Below are 23068 nucleotides of genomic sequence, written 5' to 3'. Positions count from 1 at the left end.
GGAGACACCATGAAGCACACGAGACTCGCGGCCGTCGCGGCCGCGATGACGATCACCGCTGCGATGACCGCCTGCAACAGTGGCACCAACGCCGGCTCCGCCGGCGACTCGAAGACGCTCACGCTCGCCTCGGTCGACCAGGGCTCGGTCGAGGACGTCATCAAGGCGTTCGAGGCGGCGAACCCGGGTGTGAAGGTCAACTTCACCACCAGCGGCGCCGACCAGTACCAGCAGCAGATTCGCACCCAGCTCGCCTCCGGCACCGCCCCGGACGTCATGTCGGTCTGGCCGGGCAACGGCAACCCCGGCGCCACCTACGTGCTGGCCAAGCCGGGCTACCTGATGGACCTGTCCGACCGGCCCTGGGCGGCGAAGCTGCCCGACGCGGTCAAGAGCGTCGCCCAGTACGAGGGCAAGACGTACAACGGGGTCTTCGGGATGAACGGCATCGGCGCCATCTACAACCAGGCGGCCATGCGCAAGGCCGGCCTCACCCCGCCCGGCACCTGGATGGAGCTGCTCGCCTTCTGCAAGGCCGCGGCCGGAAAGGGCACCCCCGCCTTCGCGCTCGGCATCCAGGACAACTGGGTCACCCAGCTCGTCCTGTACGCGCTGGTCGCCACCACCGTGTACGGCAACGACCGGGAGTTCGACCGCAAGATGCAGGCCGGGCAGGCCACGTTCGCGAACTCGGCGTGGACCACGGCCATGGCCAAGTACCAGGAGATGAACCAGACCGGCTGCTTCCAGAAGAACCCGCTCGGCACTAGCTACGAGGCCAGCCAGGAACTCGCCGCCACCGGCAAGACACTGGGCATTGTCCAGGGCAACTGGGTGGTGGCGCTGCTGAAGGGCAAGAACCCGTCCGGGACGTTCGTCCTCAAGGCCCTGCCGGCCACCGACGACCCGGGCACGTTCGTCATGCCCGCCGCCGCGGGCGCCGGGTACGGGGTGAACGCCAAGGCCAAGAACAAGGACCTGGCGCTCAAGTTCGTCGACTTCGTCATGTCCCCCGAAGGCATGAAGGTGTTCAACGCCAAACAGGGCAGCCTGCCGTCCCTGGCCGACAGCGGATCAGCCGTGGACCCGGCCTTCAACGAGCTGACCACGTTCATCAACGACAACCGGACCGTGCCGTTCATGGACCAGCTGTGGCCCAACGCCAAGGTCCAGCAGACGATGCTCTCCGGCCTCCAGGAGATCTTCAGCAAGCAGGCCACGCCCGCCAAGGTCCTGTCCGCGATGGACGCCGACTACAAGGCGGGCGGCTGACCGCCTGAGCCGGCCGACCGGTCGGGGCGCACGCCCACGCGGGGCGACCGCAGTCCCGACCGGCCCGGCCGTTCCACCAGTCGCACGACCAGACGAGTCGCCGGTGCCACAGCCGTGCGCCGGCGGGAGGGAGACACCTGTGCCGACTACGAGACATCGAACGCGCACGCTGGCCAGAGCCGGTCTATGCCTGGCCCTGCTCGTACCGCAGGCGGTGGCCGCCACACCGGCGGCCGCCGGCGGCCCCACCAACGTCCGGGTCCTGAACCTCCAGGTCGACGGCCGGTACGACCAGCCGCTGGGCATCGACGACAGCAACCCCGCGCTCGGTTGGCAGATGGCCGAGACCCGGCAGGCCGTGTCGCACCGGTGCTACCGGCCGGCGTCGCGGGCGGCCTGCCCGGGGGACAGGCAGACCGCGTACCAGATCCAGGCGGCGACCGATGAGTCGGACCTGAAGCGGGGACGGCTGCTCTGGGACTCCGGGAAGGTCGAGTCCGCGGCGCAGACCGACGTCCGGTACGCCGGCGCGCCGCTGGAGTCCCGCGAACGGGTCGTGTGGCGGGTCCGGGTCTGGGACGCCGACCGGCGCCCCTCCGACTGGAGCGCGCCCTCCTCCTGGGAGATGGGCCTGCTCAAGCAGAGCGACTGGGCGCCGGCGAGCTGGATCGAGTACCCGGGCCGCACCGAGAACCAGCCGATGCCGATTTTCGCCCGGCAGTTCTCCGTCGAACGCGGCAAGCAGGTCAGCGCCGCCCGCCTGTACCTGTCCGGCATCGGCCTGCACAAACCGACCCTCAACGGCCGGACGCTCACTGACGAGGTCCTCGCTCCGGGCAACTCGAACTACCAGCTGTCCAGCGAGTACCGCACCTACGACCTCACCGAGCAACTCCGCAAGGGTGCCAACACCCTGGGCGTGCAACTCGGCAACGGTCCCGCCTACGTGCGCCGCAGCGTCACCAACCCGGCGGTCGGCCGCACCGCGCCGTACTCCTGGTGGCAGAGCCAGCTCAAGGGCACCAGCGCCCTGGCCGCCGAGGTCGCGGCCGGCGCCACGACCGTGAAGCTGGACACCGTCGCCAACTACCACGTCGGCGGCACCATCAACATCGACACCGGCGACCGAGGCGACCGCCTCGAATCCCGCACCATCACCTCGATCGGCACCGCCGGCCCGGACGGCACCGGCATCACCTTCACCCCAGCCCTGGCCCGGCCACACGCCACCGGAGCGCGGGTCACCGGATCGGGCAACAACATCGCCGCGAGTGACCCGAGCGCCGGCGCCGCCGTGACGCCGCGGATGATCGCCCGGCTGGAGATCACGTACGCCAACGGAACGACCGACGTCATCGTCTCCGACCCCACCTGGCGCACCGCGCTCGGCGCGCTGGTCACCGACGCCTGGTACTCAGGCGCCGACTACGACGCCCGCCGTGAGCAGCCCGGCTGGGACGCGCCCGGCGCCGATCTGTCCGCCGCCGCGACGCGCCGGGACGGCACCGTCACCGGCTGGGTCGACGCCGGTGTCGCCCCGCCACCGAACCTCGCCACGAAGCTGGTCGCCCGCGCGGCCGAACCGGTCAAGGTCGTCGAGACGTTCACGCCCGTCTCGGTGACCAGTCCCGTACCGGGCACCTGGGTCTTCGACTTCGGACAGAACATCGTCGGCTGGCCGGAGTTGCGCCTGCGCGACGGCGTACCGGCCGGCACCACCGTTCGCATGTCCCCGGCCGAGTCCCTCGCCGCGGACGGCACCGTCGACCAGGCATCGCTCATGGGCGGTGGCGGTAGCCGCGGTCGCGACCTGTTCAACACCTACACCACCGCCGGCCTCGACGGCGGTGAGACCTGGCACCCCGACTTCAACTACTTCGGCATGCAGTGGGTGCAGGTCACCGGTCTCCCCGACGACTACGTCCCGGCGCTCGACACCATCCGCGGGCTGCGCGTGCAGGCGGACACCCCGGTGGCCGGCGAGGTCACCACCTCCAACGCCCGCATCAACCGGATCCACACGATGGCCCGGTACTCGTTCGCCAGCAACATCATGTCGGTCTTCACCGACTGCCCTGGCCGGGAGAAGCTGTCCTACCCGGCGGACTACACCATGCCGATGGGCGCGATCCACCGCAACGAGCAGCTCGCGGCGTACCTGCGTACCACCATGCACCACCTGGTGGAGGGGCAGTCGCTGGCCGACACCCCGATGTTCGGCAACGTTGCCCTGAAGACCCCCGTCTACGACTGGGGTTACACGGGCCGCTTCGGGGATGAGATCAACTGGGGCAACGCCATCATCCTCGTCCCCGCGATGCTGTACGAGCTCTACGGCGACACCCAGACGATGACCCGCTACTACGATCGGATGGTCACCTTTGCCGACTACATCCAGCGGCAGAAGGTCGGCACCGGCGCCAACGCACACATCGTCGACGCCGCCCTCGCCGATTGGGTCGCGGCGGACCAGACCTCGGGCCGGATCACCGGCACCTGGGGCTACTACGTCATGACCACCAAACTGGCCATGATGGCGCAGCTGACCGGCCACGACGCCGACGCGCAGAAGTACCGCGCCCTGGCGGCCGACATCAAGACGGCCTTCAACGCGAACTTCTACAACACCCAGCTGCGCCGGTACGCCGCCGACGGGAACGCCGGCACCACGGGCGCGACCCAGACCGCCCAGGCGCTCGCGCTGGATGCCGGGCTCGTCCCGGACAGCGAGCGCGCCGCTGTCCTCGACGCCCTCGTCGAGCTGGTCCAGGCCTTCCACCCCAACGGTGACGGCCCGCATTTCAGCGGCGGCACCATCGGCATGGCCCCCACGGTCCGCGCCCTGGCCGCCGGCGGCCGCGACGACGTGCTGTGGGACCTGCTGCAGGAGGACGACCAGCCCAGCTACGGCTACTTCATGGCGTCCACCACCGCCAACCCGGGCGGCATGACCACCATGGGGGAGCGGTGGAATCGCGGCGACTCCAAGAACCACATGATCCTCGCCCAGATCGAGGAGTGGTTCCACAGCGGGCTCGCCGGCATTCGGGCCGCGGACGGCAGCAGCGCCTACCGGGACCTGGTCATCCAGCCGAAGTTGGTCGGTGACCTGACCTTCGTCAAGGGCAGCTACCGGACGCCGGCCGGAACCGCCCGGTCCGAGTGGATCAGGGCCGACGGCCAGCTCCGGCTCTCGGTCACGATCCCCACGAACACCACCGCGGAGGTCTGGGTGCCGTTGCAGGGCGGCCGCGTGGGCGCGACGCCCCAGCGGGCCGACTTCGTCCGGATCGACGGCGGGCACGCCGTCTACCGCGTCGGATCCGGCGCGTTCACCTTCACCGTCACCGGCTAGGCAGGCGGGGCCCGACGCCCGAACCCGGACGCCGGGCCCCGCCCCGACCGAGGAGCACATCGTGGGTGGCAGTTTCCCGGCCGGCTTCCTCTGGGGCAGCGCCACCTCGGCGCACCAGGTCGAGGGAGGCAACGTCAACAACGACTGGTGGGAATTCGAACACCGACCCGGCACGGCCGCCCGCTGGTCCTCCGGCGACGGCATCGACCACTACCACCGCTACGCCGAGGACTTCGCGCTCCTGCGCTCCCTGGGCCACACCGCGCACCGGCTGTCCCTGGAGTGGTCCCGCATCGAACCCGCGCCCGGGGAGTTCAGCCGGGCCGCGACGGCCCACTACCGGCGGGTGCTCACGGCGCTGACCGACACGGGCATGACTGCGTTCGTGACCCTGCACCATTTCACGCTGCCCCGGTGGTTCGCCGACGCCGGAGGCTGGCTCGCCCCGAATGCCGTCGACGTGTTCGCCCGCTACTGCCGATACGTCGCGACCGAGCTGGGCGAGCTGATGCCCTTCGTGTGCACGATCAACGAACCGCAGATGGTGGCCCTGCACGGCTACCTGGAGGGCTACCACCCACCCGGTCTCGCCGACGACGGGCTCTGGCGTCAGGCCGGCGGACAGCTGCTCAGCGCCCACTTCGCGGCGGTCCGCGCCGTGCGTACGGCGGGGGAGCGGTCCCAGGTCGGCCTCGCTGTGCAGCTGCCGCTGCTGGCGCCCGCCCGCGACGACGAGGAGTGCCGCGCGCTGCACCGGCTCCTGCGCGGCGAGATCGTCGACCGCTACCTGGACGGGCTCACCGGGCCCGACCGTGGCGACTTCCTGGGCGTGCAGTACTACCGCAAGCAGTGGGTCGACCCGCGTTCGCCGACGCTGTTCGCCGACCCGCCGCCGGGTTTCCGTCGCACCCAGATGGGCTGGGCCGTCCACCCGGACGGTCTCCGGCAGGTCCTGCACCGCGCGGCCGGGACCGGCCTGCCGCTGTACGTCACGGAGAACGGCATCGCCACCGAGGACGACACCGAACGGATCGACTACCTGCACGCACACCTCGGCGCCGTCGCCGCGGCGCTGACCGAGGGCGTCGACGTGCGCGGCTACCTGCACTGGTCGGCGTTCGACAACTTCGAGTGGAGTGAGGGGTACCGTCCGAAGTTCGGCCTCATCGCCGTCGACCACCGCGACGATTTCGCCCGGATCCCGAGGCCGAGCGCGTACGCCTTCGCCAAGGTGGCGGAGACCGGCCGGCTGGGCTAGCAGCGCACGTGGGTCAGCGCGGGGCTGGGTCGCTGGAGTGGCGGACGACGAGTTCCGGCTGGAACACGACGTGCCGGTGGCGGTGCGCCTCGCCGCCCTCGGCCTCCTCCAGCAGCAGCTGGGCCGCCGTACGCCCCAGCTGCTCGCGCGGTTGGCGGACCGACGACAGCGGCACCGCCGCCGCTCCGGCGAACTCGATGTCGTCGTAGCCGACGATCGCCAGGTCGTCGGGCACCCGCAGCCCGCGCGCCGTCACCTCCTGCAGCACCCCGAGCGCGATCAGGTCGTTGGCGCAGAACACGGCGCTGGGGCGTTGCCGGACGGGAAGGCTCAACAGCTCCTCGGCCGCCCGCCGGCCGGCGGCGACCGTCAGGCTGGTCGTCGAGGCGACCCGCAGAGCGGCGCCGCCCCCGCGCTCGGCCAGCGCCGACTCCGCGCCCGCGTGCCGGTCGGCCACCTGCTGGATCGCGAACGGCCCACCCAGGTACGCGACGTCACGGTGCCCGCGATCAAGGAGGTGCTCCATGGCCAGCCGGCCGCCCATCACGTCGTCCACCGACACGGAGCACCGGCTGGCCCGGCCGGATCCCCGGTCGACGAGCACCACGGGAATGCCCCGCTTGTGCAGCCGTTCGAGGTTGGGCTGGCGTCCGTGACCGACCGGGGTGATGAGCACGCCCCGGACCCGCTGCTCCTCAAGCAGTTCGAGGTGCCGGCGTTCCCGGGCGCTGTCCTCGCCGCTGTTGCAGACGACGAGCATGGCCCCGGCGTCCTCGACCACCTGCTCCGCGCCGCGGACCACGTCGGTGAAGAAGGGGTTCGCCACGTCGAGGACGACGATGGCGACGCTGCGGCTCTGCCCCGCCCGCAACTGCCGGGCGGAGTCGTTGCGCACGTAGCCGAGTTCGGCGATGGCGTCCAGGACGCGCTGGCGGGTGGCCGGGGTGACGCTGTTCGGCCGGTTGAGCACGTTGCTGACGGTGCCCAGGGACACGCCGGCGTGCCGCGCCACCTCCTTGATGCTTGCCGCCGCCATCGCTCCCTCGCCGATCTGTGCTCACGCAGGGTCCGCACCTCGCCGAACGGGGGGAGTCTACAACGCCTTAAAACGTTTCACGGGATTGCCCCTCGACGCCGACCAGAAATGTCCCCGAAACTCTTGACGCCCGTGAATGAGAGCCCCTAGCGTCCTAACCCAAGCCGCATGAAACGATTCAAGAAGGGGGTCGGATGAGCCCCGACGCAGGCGGGACCACCTCATCCCCGCTGCTCGTCCTCGACGGCATCGCCAAGTCGTTCGGCGCCGTCGCCGCGCTGCGCGGCGTGCACCTGGAACTGCACGCCGGCGAGGCCCACGCCCTGGTCGGTGAGAACGGCGCCGGCAAGTCCACCCTGGTCAAGATCCTCGCCGGCGCCCACGCGCCGGACGCCGGCCGGATGACCCTCGACGGGGAACCGCTGCTGCTGCGCGGCCCCGCCGATGCCCGCGCCGCCGGCATCGCCGTCATCTACCAGGAACCGACCCTGTTCCCGGACCTGTCGGTCGCGGAGAACATCTTCATGGGTCGGCAGCCGCGCCGGAGCCTGCGGCGCATCGACACCCGCATGATGAACCGAGCCGCGGAGCAGCTCTTCGAACGCCTCGGCGTGCGGATCGACCCCGCCCGTCCGGCGCGCGGGCTGTCCATCGCCGACCAGCAGCTGGTCGAGATCGCCAAGGCGCTCTCCTTCGACGCCCGCGTCCTGGTGATGGACGAGCCGACCGCCGCGCTCTCCGGCGTCGAGGTGGAACGGCTCTTCGGGGTCGCCCGCTCGCTCTGCGAGCGCGGCGCGGCGGTGCTGTTCATCTCGCACCGCTTCGAGGAGGTGTTCGACCTGTGCCAGCGGCTGACGGTGCTGCGCGACGGGGCGTGGGTCTCCAGTGACCGGACGGCCGATCTCACCGTCGACGAGGTGGTGCGGCGGATGGTCGGCCGGGAGGTCGACTCGCTGTTCCCGAAGCAGGACGCGGCGCTGCGCGACACCCTTCTGGAGGTGCGTGCCCTGCGCCGCGCCGGTGTCTTCTCCGACGTGTCCTTCACCGTCGGCGGTGGTGAGATCGTCGCCCTCGCCGGTCTCGTCGGAGCCGGGCGCAGCGAGGTGGCCCGTGCGATCTTCGGCGTCGACCGCTACGACGCCGGTGAGGTCCGCGTCGCCGGCCGGGTCCTGCCGCCGGGCAGCCCGCGCAAGGCGATAGCCGCCGGCATGGCCCTGGTGCCCGAGGACCGCCGGCAGCAGGGCCTGGTCATGGAGCTGTCGGTGGAGCGCAACGCCACCCTGGCGCGCCGCCGGGCGCTGAGTCGGCTGGGCCTGCTCGTCGGCACCGCCGAGCGGACCGAGGCCCGGCGCTGGACCCGAAGGCTGCAGGTCAAGACCTCCCGACTAGCCGCGCCGGTGGCCACCCTGTCCGGCGGCAACCAGCAGAAGGTCGTCCTCGCCAAGTGGCTGGCCACCGAACCTCGGGTCCTGATCATCGACGAGCCCACCCGAGGCATCGATGTCGGCACCAAGGCCGAGGTGCACCGGCTGCTGTCCGAACTGGCCGGCGAGGGCCTGGCCATCCTGATGATCAGCAGCGAGCTGCCCGAGGTGCTCGGCATGGCCGACCGGGTCCTGGTCATGCACGAGGGACGGGTGGTCCGCGAGCTGTCCCGGGCCGAGGCCGACGAGACCTCGGTGATGTTCGCCGCGACCGGTCAAGGAGCGACCGCATGAGCCTGGCCGACACCGGCGCGCCCGCACGGGTCGCCGGAGACTCACCACCCGACGTCGGCCGGCCGCGCCGCAGCCTCACCGAACGGCTGCTCGCCGTGCGCGAGCTGAGCCTGCTGCTCGCACTCGGCGCGCTGATCCTGGTCACCACGCTGCGCAACGACCGTTTCCTGAGCGCGCAGAGCATCAAGGACCTGCTGCTGGGCTGCGCGATCCTGGTGATCCTCGCGGTCGGCCAGACCCTGGTCATCGTCACCCGCAACGTCGACCTGTCCGTCGGGTCGATCCTGGGGCTGGTCGCCTTCGCCACCGGCGAGCTGTTCCTCGCCGCGCCCGGCACCCCCTGGCCGGTCGCCCTCCTGCTCGGCGTCGGGCTGGGAGCGCTGTGCGGAGTGATCAATGGCGGCCTGATCGCGGTGGCCAAGGTCCCGGCCCTGGTCATCACCCTGGGCACCCTCTACGCCTTCCGCGGCGTCGACTACTACTGGGCCGCCGGACGGCAGATCAACGCCGCCGACATGCCCCGGTCGTTCCTGCGCCTGGGCAACCAGACCGTGCTCGGGGTACCAGTGCTCTTCCTGGTCGCGCTCGTCGTGGTCGCCGCCGTCGGCTTCTACCTGCGCTCCTACCGCAGCGGGCGCGAGTTGTACGCCATCGGCTCCGAGCCGGCCGCCGCCCGGCTGTCCGGCATCCCGGTCGGCCGGCGGGTCTTCGCCGTCTTCGTGGCCAACGGCGCGCTCGCCGGCTTGGCCGGGGTGCTCTACGCCGCCCGGTTCGGCACCCTCGACGCGGCCGCCGGCTCCGGCCTGGAGCTTCAGGTCGTCGCGGCGGCGGTGGTCGGCGGAGTGGCCATCTTCGGGGGCAGCGGAAGCGCGTACGGCGCCGCGCTCGGCGCCGTCCTGCTCACGACGATCGGCAGCTCGCTGGCCGTCCTGCGCATCGATCCGTTCTGGCAGCAGGCCGTTGTCGGCGCGCTCATCCTCGCCGCCATCGGCCTGGACCGGCTCCTGGCCCTCCGGATGGCGGTCCGGCTCCGAGGGAGAAGCCTCCATGGCGCATGACAGTCTGTACGCCGCGCCGCCGTCCGGCGCCGACACCGAGCGGGAGGCCGGCCGCCTGGCCGGGCTGCGCGGCGCACTCGGCACCTGGGACGGGGCCATCGTGGCCGTCCTCGTCGTGGCGGTCCTGCTGGCCAGCCTGTCGGTGCAGAACTTCGCCACCGGCCGCAATGTCCAGTTCCTGCTGCTCGACCTGGTGCCGCTTGCTCTGCTGGCGCTGCCCATGACGCTGATCGTCATCACCGGAGAGATCGACCTGTCGGTGGCCAGCGTGGTCGGCTTGAGCAGCACCCTCATGGGGCAGATGTGGCTGTCCAGCGGGCTGTCGCTGGAGCTGATCTGCGTCCTGGTCGTCCTGATTGGCGGCGTGCTCGGCGCGGTCAACGGCCTGTTCGTCACCGGCTTCGGCTTGCCGTCGCTGGCCGTGACCATCGGTACCCTCGCCCTGTACCGGGGACTGTCGTTCGTCGTGCTCGGCGACCAGGCGGTGGCCGACTTCCCGGCCGGCTGGACCGCCGCCGCCGTGCAGACCATTCCCGGCACGTCGATTCCCGCCGCCGTCGTCCCGGTGCTGCTGCTGGCGCTGGTGTTCGGCGTCGTGCTGCACGCCACCCCGGTCGGGCGGGCGCTGTACGCGATGGGCAACAACGACGAGGCCGCCACGTTCGCCGGCGTGTCGGTGGCCCGAACCAAGTTCTGGCTCTTCGTGGTCTCCGGGGTCGTCGGCGGGCTGGTCGGGATCTTCTGGACCCTGCGCTACGCCAGCGCCCGTGGTGACAACGCCACCGGCCTGGAACTGACCGTGGTGACCGCGGTGCTGCTGGGCGGCGTGTCCATCTTCGGCGGTCGCGGCGGCCTGCTCGGCGTGGTCGCCGGCGTCCTGCTGCTCGGGGTGCTGCGCAACGCGTTGCAGCTCGCCGACGTCGACGCCAATGCGCTGACCATCGTCACCGGAACCCTGCTGATCGTCTCCGTGGTACTGCCGAACGCCGTCGCGGACGTCCGCGCCCGGCTGCACCGCCGACGGCGACGCGCGCAGCTCGGCGCGTCGTGACCGCCGGCGCTTCCCCCACCACCCCCGAAAGGATATCGATGTCCAGGTACCGAGGGCTCCGTGCCGGGGCCACCGCCTTCACCCTCGCCGCGCTGCTGCTCGGCTCTACCGCCTGCGGCGGCACCACCCGGGAGAACTCCGGCAACGACAGCGGCGGCGGCGCGCAGGCCAGCGGCGCCGCCAACCCGGACGCCAAGCTCAAGGAAGGGCTCAAGATCGCCTTCCTGCCGAAGCAGGTGAACAACCCCTACTTCACCACCAGCGACAACGGTGGCAAGGAGGCGGTCACCGAGATCAAGGGCGAGTTCAAGGAGGTCGGCCCGTCCGAGGCCAGCGCCTCGTCCCAGGTCAGCTACATCAACACGCTGTCCCAGCAGGGCATGGACGTCATCGTGACCTCGGCCAACGACCCGAACGCGATCTGCGGGGCGCTGAACCAGGCGAAGACGGCCGGCGCCAAGATCGTCACCTTCGACTCCGACACCAAGCCGGAGTGCCGGCAGATCTTCGTCAACCAGGTGACCGCCGAGGGCATCGCCGAGAACCAGGTCAAGCTCATCTCCCAGCAGATCGGTGGTGAGGGCGAGGTGGCCATCCTGTCGGCCACCGCCAACGCGACCAACCAGAACGCCTGGATCGCGCTGATGAAGGAAGAGCTGAAGAAGCCGGAGTACAGCAAGATCAAGCTGGTCACGGTGGCCTACGGCAACGACGAGGACCAGAAGTCGTTCCAGGAGACCCAGGGCCTGCTGCAGTCGTACCCCAACCTCAAGGGCATCATCTCCCCGACCACCGTCGGCGTCGCCGCCGCCGCCCGCTACCTCAGCGGGTCGCAGTACAAGGGCAAGGTCAAGCTGACCGGCCTGGGCACCCCGAACCAGATGCGGGAGTACGTCAAGGACGGCACGGTCGACGCGTTCGCCCTGTGGAACCCGGCCGACCTCGGCTACCTCGCCGCCTACGCCGGCGCGGCGCTCGCCTCGGGTCAGATCACCGGTGCCGAGGGCGACAAGTTCACCGCCGGAAAGCTCGGCGAGTTCACCGTCGGCAAGGACGGCATCGTCGTCCTCGGCCCGCCCACCGTCTTCGACAAGAGCAACATCGACCAGTTCAAGTTCTGACGCGCCGCCCGGCCGGCGCCGTCGCCCCTCTCGGGCGCCGGCCCGGGCGCCGACGGGAGAAACATGCCCCGCATCTGCTTCACCCTGCAGGTCGACCCGGCCCGCCTCGACGAGTACCGCGCCCGGCACGAACGGGTCTGGCCGGAGATGCTCACCGCCCTCGCCGAGTGCGGCTGGCGCGACTATTCGCTCTTCCTCCGCGAGGACGGCCTGCTGGTGGGGTTTCTGGTGACCGACGACTTCGCGGCGGCCCTAGCCGCCATGCAGACCCGCGACGTCAACGCCCGCTGGCAGGCGGAGATGGCGTCGTTCTTCCTCCACCTCGACCACGGCACAGCCGACCGTGCCATGCGGCCGCTCGACGAGATCTTCAACCTCGAGGCGCAGCTCGCCGCTCAGACGGGAGAACCACGATGACCCAGACCGACGCGTCGACCCGTGAACGGGTCAAGCAGGCCCTGCGCACCCAGCGCATCGAAACCCCGTCCTGGGCATACGCGAATTCCGGCACCCGGTTCAAGGTCTTCCCGCAGGAGGGCGTGCCGCGCAACCCGTACGAGAAGGTCGCCGATGCCGCCGTGGTGCACCGGCTCACCGGGGTGGCGCCGACGGTCGCGCTGCACATCCCGTGGGACCGCGTCGAGGACTACGCGGACCTCGCCAGGTACGCCGCCGACCAAGGCGTGGCCCTGGGGGCGATCAACGCCAACGTGTTCCAGGACAACGACTACAAGCTGGGCAGCGTCACCAACCCCGACCCGGGGGTGCGGCGCAAGGCGATCGACCACCTGCTCGAGTGCGTGGACATCATGGACCGCACCGGCTCCCGGGACCTGAAGCTCTGGTTCTCCGACGGCACCAACTACCCCGGCCAGGACGACATTCGCGCCCGGCAGGACCGGCTCGCCACCGCCCTGCGCGAGACCTACGACCGGCTCGGCGACAACCAGCGGATGCTGCTGGAGTACAAGCTGTTCGAGCCGGCCTTCTACACCACCGACGTGCCCGACTGGGGCACCGCGTACGCGCACTGTCTGGAACTCGGGCCCAAGGCGCAGGTCGTCATCGACACCGGGCACCACGCGCCCGGCACCAACATCGAGTTCATCGTGGCGTTCCTGCTGCGGGTCGGGAAGCTCGGTGCGTTCGACTTCAACTCCCGCTTCTACGCCGACGACGACCTCATGGTCGGCTCCGCGGACCCGTTCCAGCTGTTCCGCATCATGTACGAGATCGTCCGCGGTGACGCCCTGCGCCCCGAGGCCGGCATCGCGTTCATGCTCGACCAGTGCCACAACATCGAGCCGAAGATCCCGGCGATCATCCGGTCGGTACTGAACGTGCAAGAGGCCACCGCCAAGGCGCTGCTCGTCGACGCCGAGGCGCTCGCGGCCGCGCAGCAGGCCGGTGACGTGCTCGGCGCCAACGCGGTGCTGATGGACGCCTACAACACCGATGTACGGCCGCTGCTCGCCGAGCTGCGCGCCGACCTGGGCCTGGACCCGGATCCCATGGCCGCCTACGGCCGCTCCGGCTACTTCGACAAGATCCGCGCGGAACGCGTCGGCGGCCAGCAGGCCGGCTGGGGCGCCTGAGCGTCACCCAAGAAACGCAGACAGAGGACAAGAGGACGATGCACTCCGAGGTTCAGGCACTCGTGGCCCGCAGCAACCGGCTCGGCGCCGACCCGACCATCACCAACTACGCCGGCGGCAACACCTCGGCCAAGGGCGAGACCACCGACCCGGTGACCGGCCGCCCCGTCGAGCTGCTGTGGGGCAAGGGCTCGGGCGGCGACCTCGGCACCCTCACCGAGGCCGGTCTGGCGGTGCTCCGGCTCGACCGGCTGCGCGCCCTGGCCGACGCCTACCCCGGCGTCGACCGCGAGGACGAGATGGTCGCCGCGTTCGACTACTGCCTGCACGGCCGGGGCGGCGCCGCGCCGTCGATCGACACGGCCATGCACGGACTGGTCGACGCCCCGCACGTCGACCACCTGCACCCCGACGCCGGCATCGCCATCGCCACCGCCGACGACGGCCCCGAGCTGACCAAGGAGATCTTCGGCGACCGTGTGATCTGGGTGCCCTGGCGGCGGCCCGGCTTCCAACTCGGCCTCGACATCGCCGCGGTGGCCCGGGCCAACCCGCAGGCGATCGGCGTCATCCTCGGCGGGCACGGCATCACCGCCTGGGGGGCCACCAGCGAGGAGTGCGAGCGCAATTCGCTAGAGATCATCCGCACCGCGCAGGCGTACCTCGACCAGCGCGGCCTGCCCGAGCCGTTCGGGCCGGTGCTCGCCGGCTACGAGCCGCTGCCGCCGGCCGAGCGGCGCGCCCGCGCCGCCGCGTTGGCACCGGTGCTGCGCGGCCTGGTGTCGACCGACCGCCCGCAGGTCGGGCACTTCACCGACAGCGACGTGGTCCTCGACTTCGTCGCCCGCGAACGGCACCCCGCCCTCGCGGCGCTCGGCACCTCCTGCCCCGACCATTTCCTGCGCACCAAGGTCCGCCCGATGGTGCTCGACCTGCCGCCCACCGCGCCGCTGGACGACACCGTGGCCCGGCTGAAGGAGTTGCACGCCGCCTACCGTGACCACTACCGCGCCTACTACGAGCGGCACGCCGGGCCGGACACACCACCGATGCGCGGCGCCGACCCCGCCATCGTCCTCATCCCGGGCGTGGGCATGTTCAGCTACGGGGCCACCAAGCAGACCGCCCGAGTCGCCGGCGAGTTCTACGTCAACGCCATCAACGTGATGCGTGGCGCGGAGTCGCTGTCGCGGTACGCGCCGATCGACGAGGCCGAGAAGTTCCGCATCGAATACTGGGCCCTAGAGGAGGCCAAACTCGCCCGGATGCCCAAGCCGAAGCCCCTCGCCACCCGGATCGCCCTGGTCACCGGCGCCGGCTCCGGCATCGGCCGGGCCATCGCCCACCGCCTCGCCGCCGAGGGCGCATGCGTCGTCGTCGCCGATCGGGACGCCACCGCCGCCGAGACGGTCGCCGGTGAGCTGGGCGGCCCCGACGTCGCGGTGGCCGTGCCGGTCGACGTCACCGACGGCGAGGCGGTGGCGGACGCGGTCCGCGCCGCAGTGCTCGCCTACGGCGGGCTGGACCTCGTGGTCAACAACGCCGGGCTGTCGCTGTCGAAGTCCCTGCTGGAAACCACCGAGGCGGACTGGGACATCCAGCACGACGTGATGGCCAAGGGCTCCTTCCTGGTCTCGCGCGAGGCCGCCCGGGTGCTCATCGACCAGGGCATGGGCGGCGACATCGTCTACATCTCCAGCAAGAACTCCCTGTTCGCCGGCCCGAACAACGTCGCCTACGGCGCCGCCAAGGCCGACCAGGCCCACCAGGTCCGCCTGCTCGCCGCCGAACTCGGCGGCCACGGCATCCGGGTCAACGGCATCAACCCCGACGGAGTGGTCCGCGGCTCCGGCATCTTCGCCGGCGGCTGGGGCGCCCAGCGCGCCGCCGTCTACGGGGTGCCGGAGGAAAAGCTGGGCGAGTTCTACGCCCAACGCACCCTGCTCAAGCGGGAGGTGCTGCCCGAACACGTCGCCAACGCCGTCTTCGTGCTCACGGCCGGGGACCTGTCGCACACGACGGGGCTGCACATCCCGGTGGACGCCGGGGTCGCCGCCGCCTTCCTCCGGTGAGCGCCGTCGTCGACGTCGCGGCGGTCGACCTCGGCGCGTCCAGCGGGCGGGTCATGGTCGGCCGCGTCGGCGAGAGCAGGGTGGAGCTCACCGCGGCGTACCGCTTCCCCAACGAGCCCGTCCGCGTCCGCGGCACGCTGCACTGGGACATCCTCAACCTGTGGCACGGCGTCCGCACCGGGCTTCGGGCCGCCGGCCCGGTGACGAGCATCGGCGTCGACTCCTGGGCCGTCGACTACGGGCTGCTCGACCGGTCCGGGGAGCTGCTGGGCAACCCGGTGCACTACCGCGACGCGCGCACCGACGGGGTGGCCGAGCGGGTGGCGAAGCAACTGGGAGAGGAGCGGCTGTACGCCACCACCGGGTTGCAGCAGCTGCCGTTCAACACCCTCTACCAGCTGGTCGCGGCGGCCGGCACACCACAGCTGGAAACCGCCGACCGGCTCCTGCTGATCCCGGACCTCATCACCTACTGGCTCACCAATCACATCGGGGCCGAAGTCACCAACGCCTCGACCACCCAGCTGTACGACCTACGCCGCCGCGCGTGGGCCACCGACCTGATGGCCGACGCGGGCATCGGCACCGGCCTGTTCCCGCCCCTGCACGAGCCGGGCACCCGGATCGGGCCGGTCCGGCCCGATCTGGGGCTCGCCGGCACGCCCGAGGTGGTGGCCGTCGGCTCCCACGACACCGCGTCCGCCGTCGTCGGCGTACCGGCCGCAGGGGAGAAGTTCGCCTACATCTCCTGCGGCACCTGGTCCCTCGTTGGCGTCGAACTCGACGCCCCGGTCCTCACCGCGGCCAGCCGCCAGGCCAACTTCACCAACGAGTCCGGTGTCGACGGCACGATCCGCTACCTGCGCAACGTGATGGGACTGTGGCTGCTCCAGGAGTCAGCTCGGGCCTGGGGTCCGGTCGACCTGCCCGACCTGCTGCGGCAGGCGGCGAAGGAGCCGGCCTTCCGGTCCGTCGTCGACCCCGACGACCCGGTGTTCCTGCCGCCCGGCGACATGCCGGCGCGGATCGCTGACTCCTGCCGGCGCGCGGGCGAGCCCGTGCCGGCCAGCCCGGCCGCCACGGTCCGCTGCATCCTCGACAGCCTGGCGCTGGCCCACCGGCGAGCCGTCCAGCAGGCGCAGCAGCTGTCCGGCCGGGACGTCGACGCCGTGCACATCGTCGGCGGCGGCGCCCGCAACGACCTGCTCTGCCAGCTGACCGCCGACGCCTGCGGGCTGCCGGTGATCGCCGGCCCGGTCGAGGCCACCGCACTCGGTAACATCCTGGTACAGGCCCGGGCCGCCGGCGCCGTCGGCGGCGACCTGCCGGCACTGCGGGCCCTCCTGCGCGAGACCCAGCACCTCGTTCGATACGAGCCGCGAGGTGGCCAGGCGGCCTGGCGAGCCGCCGAGGATCGGGTGGGTGGCTGAGGATGCGGATCGCCCTGTTCGTGACCTGCCTGGCTGACACCCTCTTCCCGGAGGCGGCCAGGGCGACGGTGCGGCTGCTGGAGCGTCTGGGCCATGAGGTGGTCTTTCCTGAGGATCAGACGTGTTGCGGGCAGATGCACGTCAACACCGGTTATCCGGATGAGGCGTTGCGGTTGGTGCGCCGGCATGTGCGGGTGTTCGCCCCGTTCGAGGTGGTGGTGGCGCCGTCGGGCTCGTGTGTGGGGTCGGTGCGGCACCAGCACGCGATGGTGGCGCGCCGGGCCGGTGACGAGCGGCTGGCCAGCCGGGCCGAGGAGATCGGCCGGCGCACCTACGAGCTGTCCGAGCTGCTGGTGGACGTGCTCAGGGTGACCGACGTCGGCGCCTACTTCCCACACCGAGTGACGTACCACCCGACGTGTCACTCGCTGCGCATGCTGCGGGTGGGGGACAAACCGCTGCGGCTGCTGCGCGCGGTGCGGGGGCTGGAGCTGGCGGAGTTGCCGGAAGCGGAGCAGTGTTGTGGTTTCGGGGGCACGTTCGCGGTGAAGAACGCGGACACGTCGACGGCGATGTTGGCGGACAAGATGCGCAATGTGCTGGCCACGAGGGCGGACGTGTGCGCCGCCGGGGACGCGTCGTGCCTGATGCACATCGGTGGCGGGCTGTCGCGCCTGCGGGCGGGGGTGCGGACGGTGCACCTGGCGGAGATCCTGGCCAGCACGGAGGACGAGGACCGGGCGGGGAAGCAGGCCCGCCGGGAGGTGCGGTCATGACGCGGACGTTCCTGGGCATGCCGACGACGGCCCCTCGGGGGGTGGGCCACCTGCGCGAGGGCGAGCCGTTCCCGGCCGCCGCGCGCCGTGGCCTGGCCGACCCGCAACTGCGCCGCAACCTGCGGCACGCCACGACCACGATCCGGGCCAAGTCCGGTGCGGTCATCGCCGAGGTGCCGGACTGGCAACAGTTGCGGGCCGCCGGCTCGGCGGTCAAGGCCGACACGATGGCGCGCCTGCCCGAGTTGTTGGAGCAGTTGGAGGCGGCGGTGACCGCGGCGGGTGGCACGGTGCACTGGGCGGTCGACGCGGTGGAGGCCAATCGGATCGTGACCGGCCTGGTGCGGGCGGCTGGCGCGGACCGGGTGATGAAGGTCAAGTCGATGGCCACGCAGGAGATCGGCCTGAACGAGGCGCTGGAGGCGGTCGGGATCGAGCCGGTGGAGACGGATCTGGCCGAGTTGATCGTGCAGCTCGGGCGGGATAAACCGAGTCATATTCTGGTGCCGGCGATCCACCGCAACCGGGCGGAGATCCGGGAGATCTTCCTGCGCGAGATGCCCGACGTCGACCCGGGGTTGACCGATGAGCCGGCGGTCCTGGCGGCGGCGGCGCGCCGGCACCTGCGGGAGACGTTCCTCAGCACGCGGGTGGCCGTCTCCGGGGCGAATTTCGCCGTCGCCGAGACGGGCACCCTGGCTGTGGTGGAGTCGGAGGGCAACGGGCGGATGTGTCTCACCCTGCCGGAGACCCTGATCACCGTGATGGGCATCGAGAAGGTCGTCCCCACCTGGCGGGACCTGGAGGTGTTCCTCCAGCTGCTGCCTCGGGCGTCGACGGGGGAGCGGATGAACCCCTACACGTCGATGTGGACGGGGGTCACGCCGGGCGATGGGCCGCAGGCGTTTCACCTGGTGCTGTTGGACAACGGGCGCAGCGCGGTGCTCGCCGACGAGGTGGGCCGGCAGGCGTTGCACTGCATCCGTTGCTCGGCCTGCCTGAACGTCTGCCCGGTGTACGAGCGCACGGGCGGGCACGCGTACGGGTCGGTCTATCCGGGGCCGATCGGGGCGGTGCTGTCCCCGCAGCTGACCGGGGTGGCCGACAACGCCTCGCTGCCGTACGCGTCGTCGCTCTGCGGCGCCTGCTACGACGCCTGCCCGGTGATGATCGACATCCCGTCGATCCTGGTGCACCTGCGCGCCGAGGCCCCCCACCCCCGCGCCGAGGCGGCGGCGATGGCCGCGGCCGCGTACACCATGGACCACCCGGCGCTGTACGCGGCCGCGCAGCGCGCCGCGAAGCTGAGCCGGCTCGCCGGCCCGCGCGGGCGCGGCCTGCCGCCGCCGCTGTCCGGCTGGACGGCCAGCCGCGACCTGCCCGAGCCGCCTCCGCAGACCTTCCGCCAGTGGTGGGCGCAGCGGTGACCGCGCGGGACGTCGTTCTCGGCCGGATCCGCGCGGCCCTCGGCGACCCGCGGGTCGCGCCGGCGCCGGTGCCCCGGGAGTACCGGCCCGCCGGCGCCGTCGCCACCGACCTCGACCTGTTCGTGGACCGGCTCACCGACTACCGGGCCACCGTGCACCGGTGCGCCGACACCGACGTGGCCCGGATCGTCGATGAGGTGCTCGGCGGCCGGCAGGTCGTGGTGCCACCCGGCCTGCCCCGGCACTGGCTGCCCGGCAGCGTCCGCGCGGTGCCGGACGACAACCTCACCGCGGCGCGGATCGCGGCCCTGGACGGGGTCGTCACCGCAGCGGCCGTTGCCGTGGCCGAGACCGGCACCATCGTGCTCGACGGCGCCCCGGACCAGGGTCGCCGGATCATCACGCTGCTGCCCGACGTGCACGTGTGCGTGGTGCGCAGCGACCAGGTCGTCGCCACCGTGCCCGACGCCCTCACCCGCATCACTCCACACCGGCCCCTGACCTGGATCAGCGGGCCGTCGGCCACCAGCGACATCGAACTCAACCGGGTCGAGGGCGTCCACGGACCCCGCAACCTGCACGTGATCATCACGGCCTGAACCCGGCCGCGCTGACGGCCAGTCCGAGGCCCACGGGTGTGGGGCGGGCTTCTGGTGGGCCTGCCCCACAACGGTGCGCCAGGTCCACCGCACAGGCGGCACCCCGGCGCTGGCGACGGCGAACAATGCCGCCGTCAGCACCAGGAACCTCTTCGGCCGTGCCGGCGGAGTCAGCCCGCGTCCGGCAGGATGCCACCGTAGGCGGCCGCCGGAGTGCCCGCACGTCAACCTCCGCGACGAAGACGCCGCCGGAGCGCCCGACGGCTTCCGGCGGTAACCCGAAGTGGGCGGTGGTGAGGAAGAGCCGGGCGCCGTCTGGGCAATTCACGCAGGGCGCTGTCGGCTGTGAGGCCGGGACCCGGACGGCCGATTCGGTTCCAGTTGCCTATGTGCCGTGCGGGATCGCGAAGGTCTCGATGTAGTCGAGAGCGGCTTCCAGGGCGTCCCTGAGGGGGGAGATGCCCCGGGCGACTTGTGCGAGGAGCATGCCGCCCTGGAACGCCGCAAGGAGCAGGCTCGCGAGCTGCCCGGGGTCGGCCTCGTTGCTCAGACGGCCCTGCCGCTGCAGGCCGAGGAGCGCGTCGCGGAAGATCTCTCGCCACTGGGCGAACGCATGCGCAAGCTCATCGTGAACGTCGAGGTCGGTCTTGATGATCTCGCTGGCGAGCGACCCGAGGCTGCAGCCTTCGTGGTAGGCGCGTTCATACCCGATATAGAACGCTGCCCACTTCCGAAACCCCTCGAGGCTCTCGAAGCCGTCGAACTGTTCGCTGCGATGGAGCCCGAGGACGCGTTCAGCCTGCCATTCGATCACCGCCAGGACGAGGCTCTCCTTGGTCGGGAAGTAGTGGTTGATCTGCGACCCGCTGACGCCGGCGGCGCGCCGGAGCTTGTCGTTGTTCGTGGCGTGGACGCCCTCGGCGTAGATGAGCGCGGCGGCCTGCTCCAGTATCCGGGCGCGCGTCGCCTGCCCCTTCTCGGTGAGCTGGCGAGGCTCTCGCGCTGTCGTCGTGGCCTTCATGATTCACATCTTACCAAAAGTGGGCTTGACAGCCCAGTCTTGTGTAGTGTTGCATCTAGCGAGTGGGCCGCGCAGCCCAAAACCTGACCCAGGTCGGTTACCGACCACCACCGCACACGGACCGGAGTGGACTTCCCATGTCACGCCTGAACGTTTTTCCTGCCGACGAGCCCTCCGCCGACGTGCGGAGCACGCTTGACCAGGTCGGCGCGCAGTTCGGCTTCGTACCGAACATGTTCACCATGCTCGCGTCGAACCCGACCGTCCTCGATCTCGTCATGACGGTGCAGACGAAGGCGAGCAGGCTCCTGGACGCAAGGACGCGCCACACGATCGCGCTGGCCGTGTCCGAAGCCGATGGCTGCGACTACTGCCTGGCGCTGCACACGGCCGGGTCCCTGAAGGGCGGCATGTCCGCGGAGGACATCGAGCTGGCGCGGGCGGGAAGCTCGGTCGATCCGAAGCGGGCTGCGGTGGCTCGCTTCGCCCAGCGGGTGATCGAGACGCGCGGACGGGTCAGCGATGCCGACCTCGCGGCCGTCCAAGGGGCCGGGTACACCGATCCGGAGATCTTGGCGATCGTCACGCTGGTCGTCCGGGCACTGCTGACCAACTACCTCAACAACGTGAACCTGACCGACGTCGACATCCCGGCCCCCGACCTCGCATGAGCGCTTACCGAACTTGCGAGAACAGCGGCCTGACCGGTCGAACCCTCGCCCTGATCGACCGCACCGGAAAGGGACGACATGCCCGGTTCTGAGCTCTATGAGAAGTTCATGGCACTGCACACCCGAGAAGGGGGCCTCGTCATGCCGAACGCCTGGGATGGCGTGTCGGCATTGGTCCTGGCGGATGCCGGCTTCGAGGCCGTCGGCACGTCGTCGGCGGCCCTGGCGGCCGCGCTCGGCCGCATCGACGGACGCCACAGCATCACCCGCGACGAGCATCTCGACCACGCACAGATGCTCGGCCGGCTCACGGGGTTGCCCGTCAACGGTGACTTCGAGGACGGCTACGGCGTCACCGCCGAGGACGTCGCCGTGACTGTGGACAGCGCCGTCGCGCACGCGCTGGCCGGCATCGGGATCGAGGACACCACCGGGAATCCCGATGACCCGATCCGCGACTTCGACGACGCGGTAGGCCGGGTTCGCAGTGCGGTCGCCGCGGCGAAGCGACGCATCGTCGTCACCGCTCGCACCGACAACTTCATCCAGGGGAGGCCTGACCTCGATGACACCATCCGACGGCTGACGGCCTTCGCCGAGGTCGGCGCCGACGTGCTCTACGCGCCGTTCCCGCCCGACCTCGAGTCCCTGGTCGCAATCGTCACCGCCGTCGCGCCGACACCCGTGAACGTTCTCATCTCACCGGCGGACCAGGTGCTGACCGTCTCTGAACTGCAGAAGGCCGGGGTGAAGCGCATCAGCCTGGGCCCTGCGCTCTACACGCACGCGATGGGTGCTCTCGAACAGGCGGCGGCGGCGCTCAAGGCCGGCGACATCGCCTCGGCCACGACAGGCATCAGCTTCGACCGGGTGAGCGAACTCCTCGCCCGCAGGCCCTAGCCGTATCCGACTTCCACCATCACAGCCCCTCAACTCATCACCACAGAAAGCACGATGACATGGATCTCGACAAGCTCATGAGCAAGCACCTCAGCCGGTATTTCGACGGCAGCAAGACGATCCCGGACGAGACTCTTCAGCAGCTGCTGAGGTTCCTGCGCTCGGCTCCCACGTCGACGAACATCCAGCCGAATCACTTCTACGTCGTGTCTACCCAGGAGGGCAAGGAGCGGTTGGCGGCCAACCTCGGCGAGCGGTTCCAGGACAACGCCGAGAAGATCCTGAACGCCTCGCACACCATCATCCTCACCACTCGGGCCGATGTGCCCGAGCACCACCTCGAAGCGGTATTCGCCAAGGAGCGGGCCGACGGCCGGTTCGCAGACGAGGCTAAGCAGGAGCGGTGGGAGTCGATGACCCGTGACTTCGTGAGCCTGCGCAAATACAGCTACAAGGACACCTACCACTGGATGGAGAAGCAGACTTACATGGTCATGGGTCTGACGATGATGGCGGCCGCCGAGCTCGGCGTCGAGGCCATGCCGCTCGAAGGCTTCGACCCGATCAGCGTGGACAAGGCCTTCAACATCCGCGAGACCGGATACACCACCACCGTGCTGCTCGCGCTCGGCTACCCCGACGAGGCGAAGCAGTACAAGACCCCCGTGTCGCGGTTCGAGCCCGAGCGTCTATTCACCTTCGCCTGAG

Annotated in this window: 19 protein-coding genes; 17 read left to right on the top strand and 2 right to left on the bottom strand. The window is 70.8% G+C overall.

The window, feature by feature from the left end; translation table 11 throughout:
* Positions 1–9: 9 nt before the first annotated feature.
* The 3 genes from RMN56_RS29855 (at position 10) to RMN56_RS29845 (ending at position 5885) form a co-directional block, all read left to right on the top strand.
* Positions 10–1272, top strand: coding sequence for an ABC transporter substrate-binding protein (locus RMN56_RS29855; RefSeq protein ID WP_313721193.1), 1263 nt, complete (start codon positions 10–12; stop codon positions 1270–1272).
* A gap of 139 nt (positions 1273–1411) precedes the next feature.
* Positions 1412–4627 carry a family 78 glycoside hydrolase catalytic domain gene (locus tag RMN56_RS29850; RefSeq protein ID WP_313721192.1) on the top strand — a complete coding sequence of 1072 codons (3216 nt, stop codon included), beginning with the start codon at positions 1412–1414 and terminating at the stop codon, positions 4625–4627.
* A 61-nt stretch (positions 4628–4688) separates the two neighbouring features.
* On the top strand, positions 4689–5885 hold the full coding sequence (locus RMN56_RS29845) for a glycoside hydrolase family 1 protein (RefSeq protein WP_313721191.1): 1197 nt from the start codon (positions 4689–4691) through the stop codon (positions 5883–5885).
* A 13-nt stretch (positions 5886–5898) separates the two neighbouring features.
* Here the strand turns inward: RMN56_RS29845 and RMN56_RS29840 are convergent, their stop codons facing one another.
* On the bottom strand, positions 5899–6921 hold the full coding sequence (locus RMN56_RS29840) for a LacI family DNA-binding transcriptional regulator (protein WP_313721190.1): 1023 nt from the start codon (positions 6919–6921) through the stop codon (positions 5899–5901).
* 194 nt (positions 6922–7115) lie between these two features.
* On the opposite strand from RMN56_RS29840, the gene RMN56_RS29835 reads away from it, so the two are divergent.
* From RMN56_RS29835 to RMN56_RS29785, 11 genes are all read left to right on the top strand, one after another.
* Complete coding sequence (locus RMN56_RS29835; protein ID WP_313721189.1) at positions 7116–8639, top strand: sugar ABC transporter ATP-binding protein; 1524 nt, start codon at positions 7116–7118, stop codon at positions 8637–8639.
* Positions 8636–9697, top strand: coding sequence for an ABC transporter permease (locus tag RMN56_RS29830; RefSeq protein WP_313721187.1), 1062 nt, complete (start codon positions 8636–8638; stop codon positions 9695–9697). The genes RMN56_RS29835 and RMN56_RS29830 overlap by 4 nt, the downstream gene beginning before the upstream one ends.
* On the top strand, positions 9687–10748 hold the full coding sequence (locus RMN56_RS29825) for an ABC transporter permease (RefSeq protein WP_313721185.1): 1062 nt from the start codon (positions 9687–9689) through the stop codon (positions 10746–10748). The genes RMN56_RS29830 and RMN56_RS29825 overlap by 11 nt, the downstream gene beginning before the upstream one ends.
* A gap of 38 nt (positions 10749–10786) precedes the next feature.
* Positions 10787–11869 (top strand): rhamnose ABC transporter substrate-binding protein, encoded by a 1083-nt coding sequence (rhaS, locus tag RMN56_RS29820; RefSeq protein ID WP_313721183.1) that lies wholly within the window; start codon positions 10787–10789, stop codon positions 11867–11869.
* Between the two features lie 63 nt (positions 11870–11932).
* Positions 11933–12286: an L-rhamnose mutarotase gene (locus RMN56_RS29815; protein WP_313721181.1), complete on the top strand. Its 354-nt coding sequence runs from the start codon at positions 11933–11935 to the stop codon at positions 12284–12286.
* Positions 12283–13464 (top strand): L-rhamnose isomerase, encoded by a 1182-nt coding sequence (gene rhaI, locus RMN56_RS29810; RefSeq protein WP_313721180.1) that lies wholly within the window; start codon positions 12283–12285, stop codon positions 13462–13464. The genes RMN56_RS29815 and rhaI overlap by 4 nt, the downstream gene beginning before the upstream one ends.
* Before the next feature lie 38 nt (positions 13465–13502).
* Complete coding sequence (locus tag RMN56_RS29805; RefSeq protein ID WP_313721179.1) at positions 13503–15536, top strand: bifunctional aldolase/short-chain dehydrogenase; 2034 nt, start codon at positions 13503–13505, stop codon at positions 15534–15536.
* Positions 15533–16966 carry a rhamnulokinase gene (locus RMN56_RS29800; protein WP_313721177.1) on the top strand — a complete coding sequence of 478 codons (1434 nt, stop codon included), beginning with the start codon at positions 15533–15535 and terminating at the stop codon, positions 16964–16966. The genes RMN56_RS29805 and RMN56_RS29800 overlap by 4 nt, the downstream gene beginning before the upstream one ends.
* Positions 16967–16968: 2 nt before the next feature.
* Positions 16969–17742, top strand: a complete 774-nt coding sequence (locus RMN56_RS29795) for a (Fe-S)-binding protein (RefSeq protein ID WP_313721176.1) — start codon at positions 16969–16971, stop codon at positions 17740–17742.
* On the top strand, positions 17739–19169 hold the full coding sequence (locus tag RMN56_RS29790) for a lactate utilization protein B (RefSeq protein WP_313721175.1): 1431 nt from the start codon (positions 17739–17741) through the stop codon (positions 19167–19169). The genes RMN56_RS29795 and RMN56_RS29790 overlap by 4 nt, the downstream gene beginning before the upstream one ends.
* A complete protein-coding gene (locus RMN56_RS29785; RefSeq protein ID WP_313721174.1) occupies positions 19166–19768 on the top strand; it encodes a LutC/YkgG family protein in 603 nt (200 codons plus the stop codon). Before RMN56_RS29790 ends, RMN56_RS29785 begins: the two co-directional genes overlap by 4 nt.
* A gap of 385 nt (positions 19769–20153) precedes the next feature.
* On the opposite strand, the gene RMN56_RS29780 is transcribed toward RMN56_RS29785, so the two are convergent.
* Entirely contained in the window at positions 20154–20789 is a 636-nt protein-coding gene (locus RMN56_RS29780) for a TetR/AcrR family transcriptional regulator (protein WP_313721173.1), read from the bottom strand.
* 137 nt (positions 20790–20926) lie between these two features.
* Here RMN56_RS29780 and RMN56_RS29775 point away from each other — a divergent pair, with 137 nt between their 5' ends.
* The 3 genes from RMN56_RS29775 to RMN56_RS29765 all read left to right on the top strand — a co-directional run bounded on the left by RMN56_RS29775 (position 20927) and on the right by RMN56_RS29765 (position 23067).
* Positions 20927–21460, top strand: a complete 534-nt coding sequence (locus tag RMN56_RS29775; protein WP_313721172.1) for a carboxymuconolactone decarboxylase family protein — start codon at positions 20927–20929, stop codon at positions 21458–21460.
* A gap of 108 nt (positions 21461–21568) precedes the next feature.
* Positions 21569–22360 (top strand): isocitrate lyase/PEP mutase family protein, encoded by a 792-nt coding sequence (locus RMN56_RS29770; RefSeq protein ID WP_313721171.1) that lies wholly within the window; start codon positions 21569–21571, stop codon positions 22358–22360.
* Between the two features lie 59 nt (positions 22361–22419).
* Positions 22420–23067, top strand: coding sequence for a nitroreductase family protein (locus tag RMN56_RS29765; protein ID WP_313721170.1), 648 nt, complete (start codon positions 22420–22422; stop codon positions 23065–23067).
* Position 23068: the final 1 nt, after the last annotated feature.

It is taken from the genome of Micromonospora halotolerans (assembly GCF_032108445.1).
In the GTDB taxonomy this organism is placed as follows: domain Bacteria; phylum Actinomycetota; class Actinomycetes; order Mycobacteriales; family Micromonosporaceae; genus Micromonospora; species Micromonospora halotolerans.
Note: the sequence above shows the minus strand (reverse complement) of the source record. Positions and strands in the feature narration are given on the sequence as shown.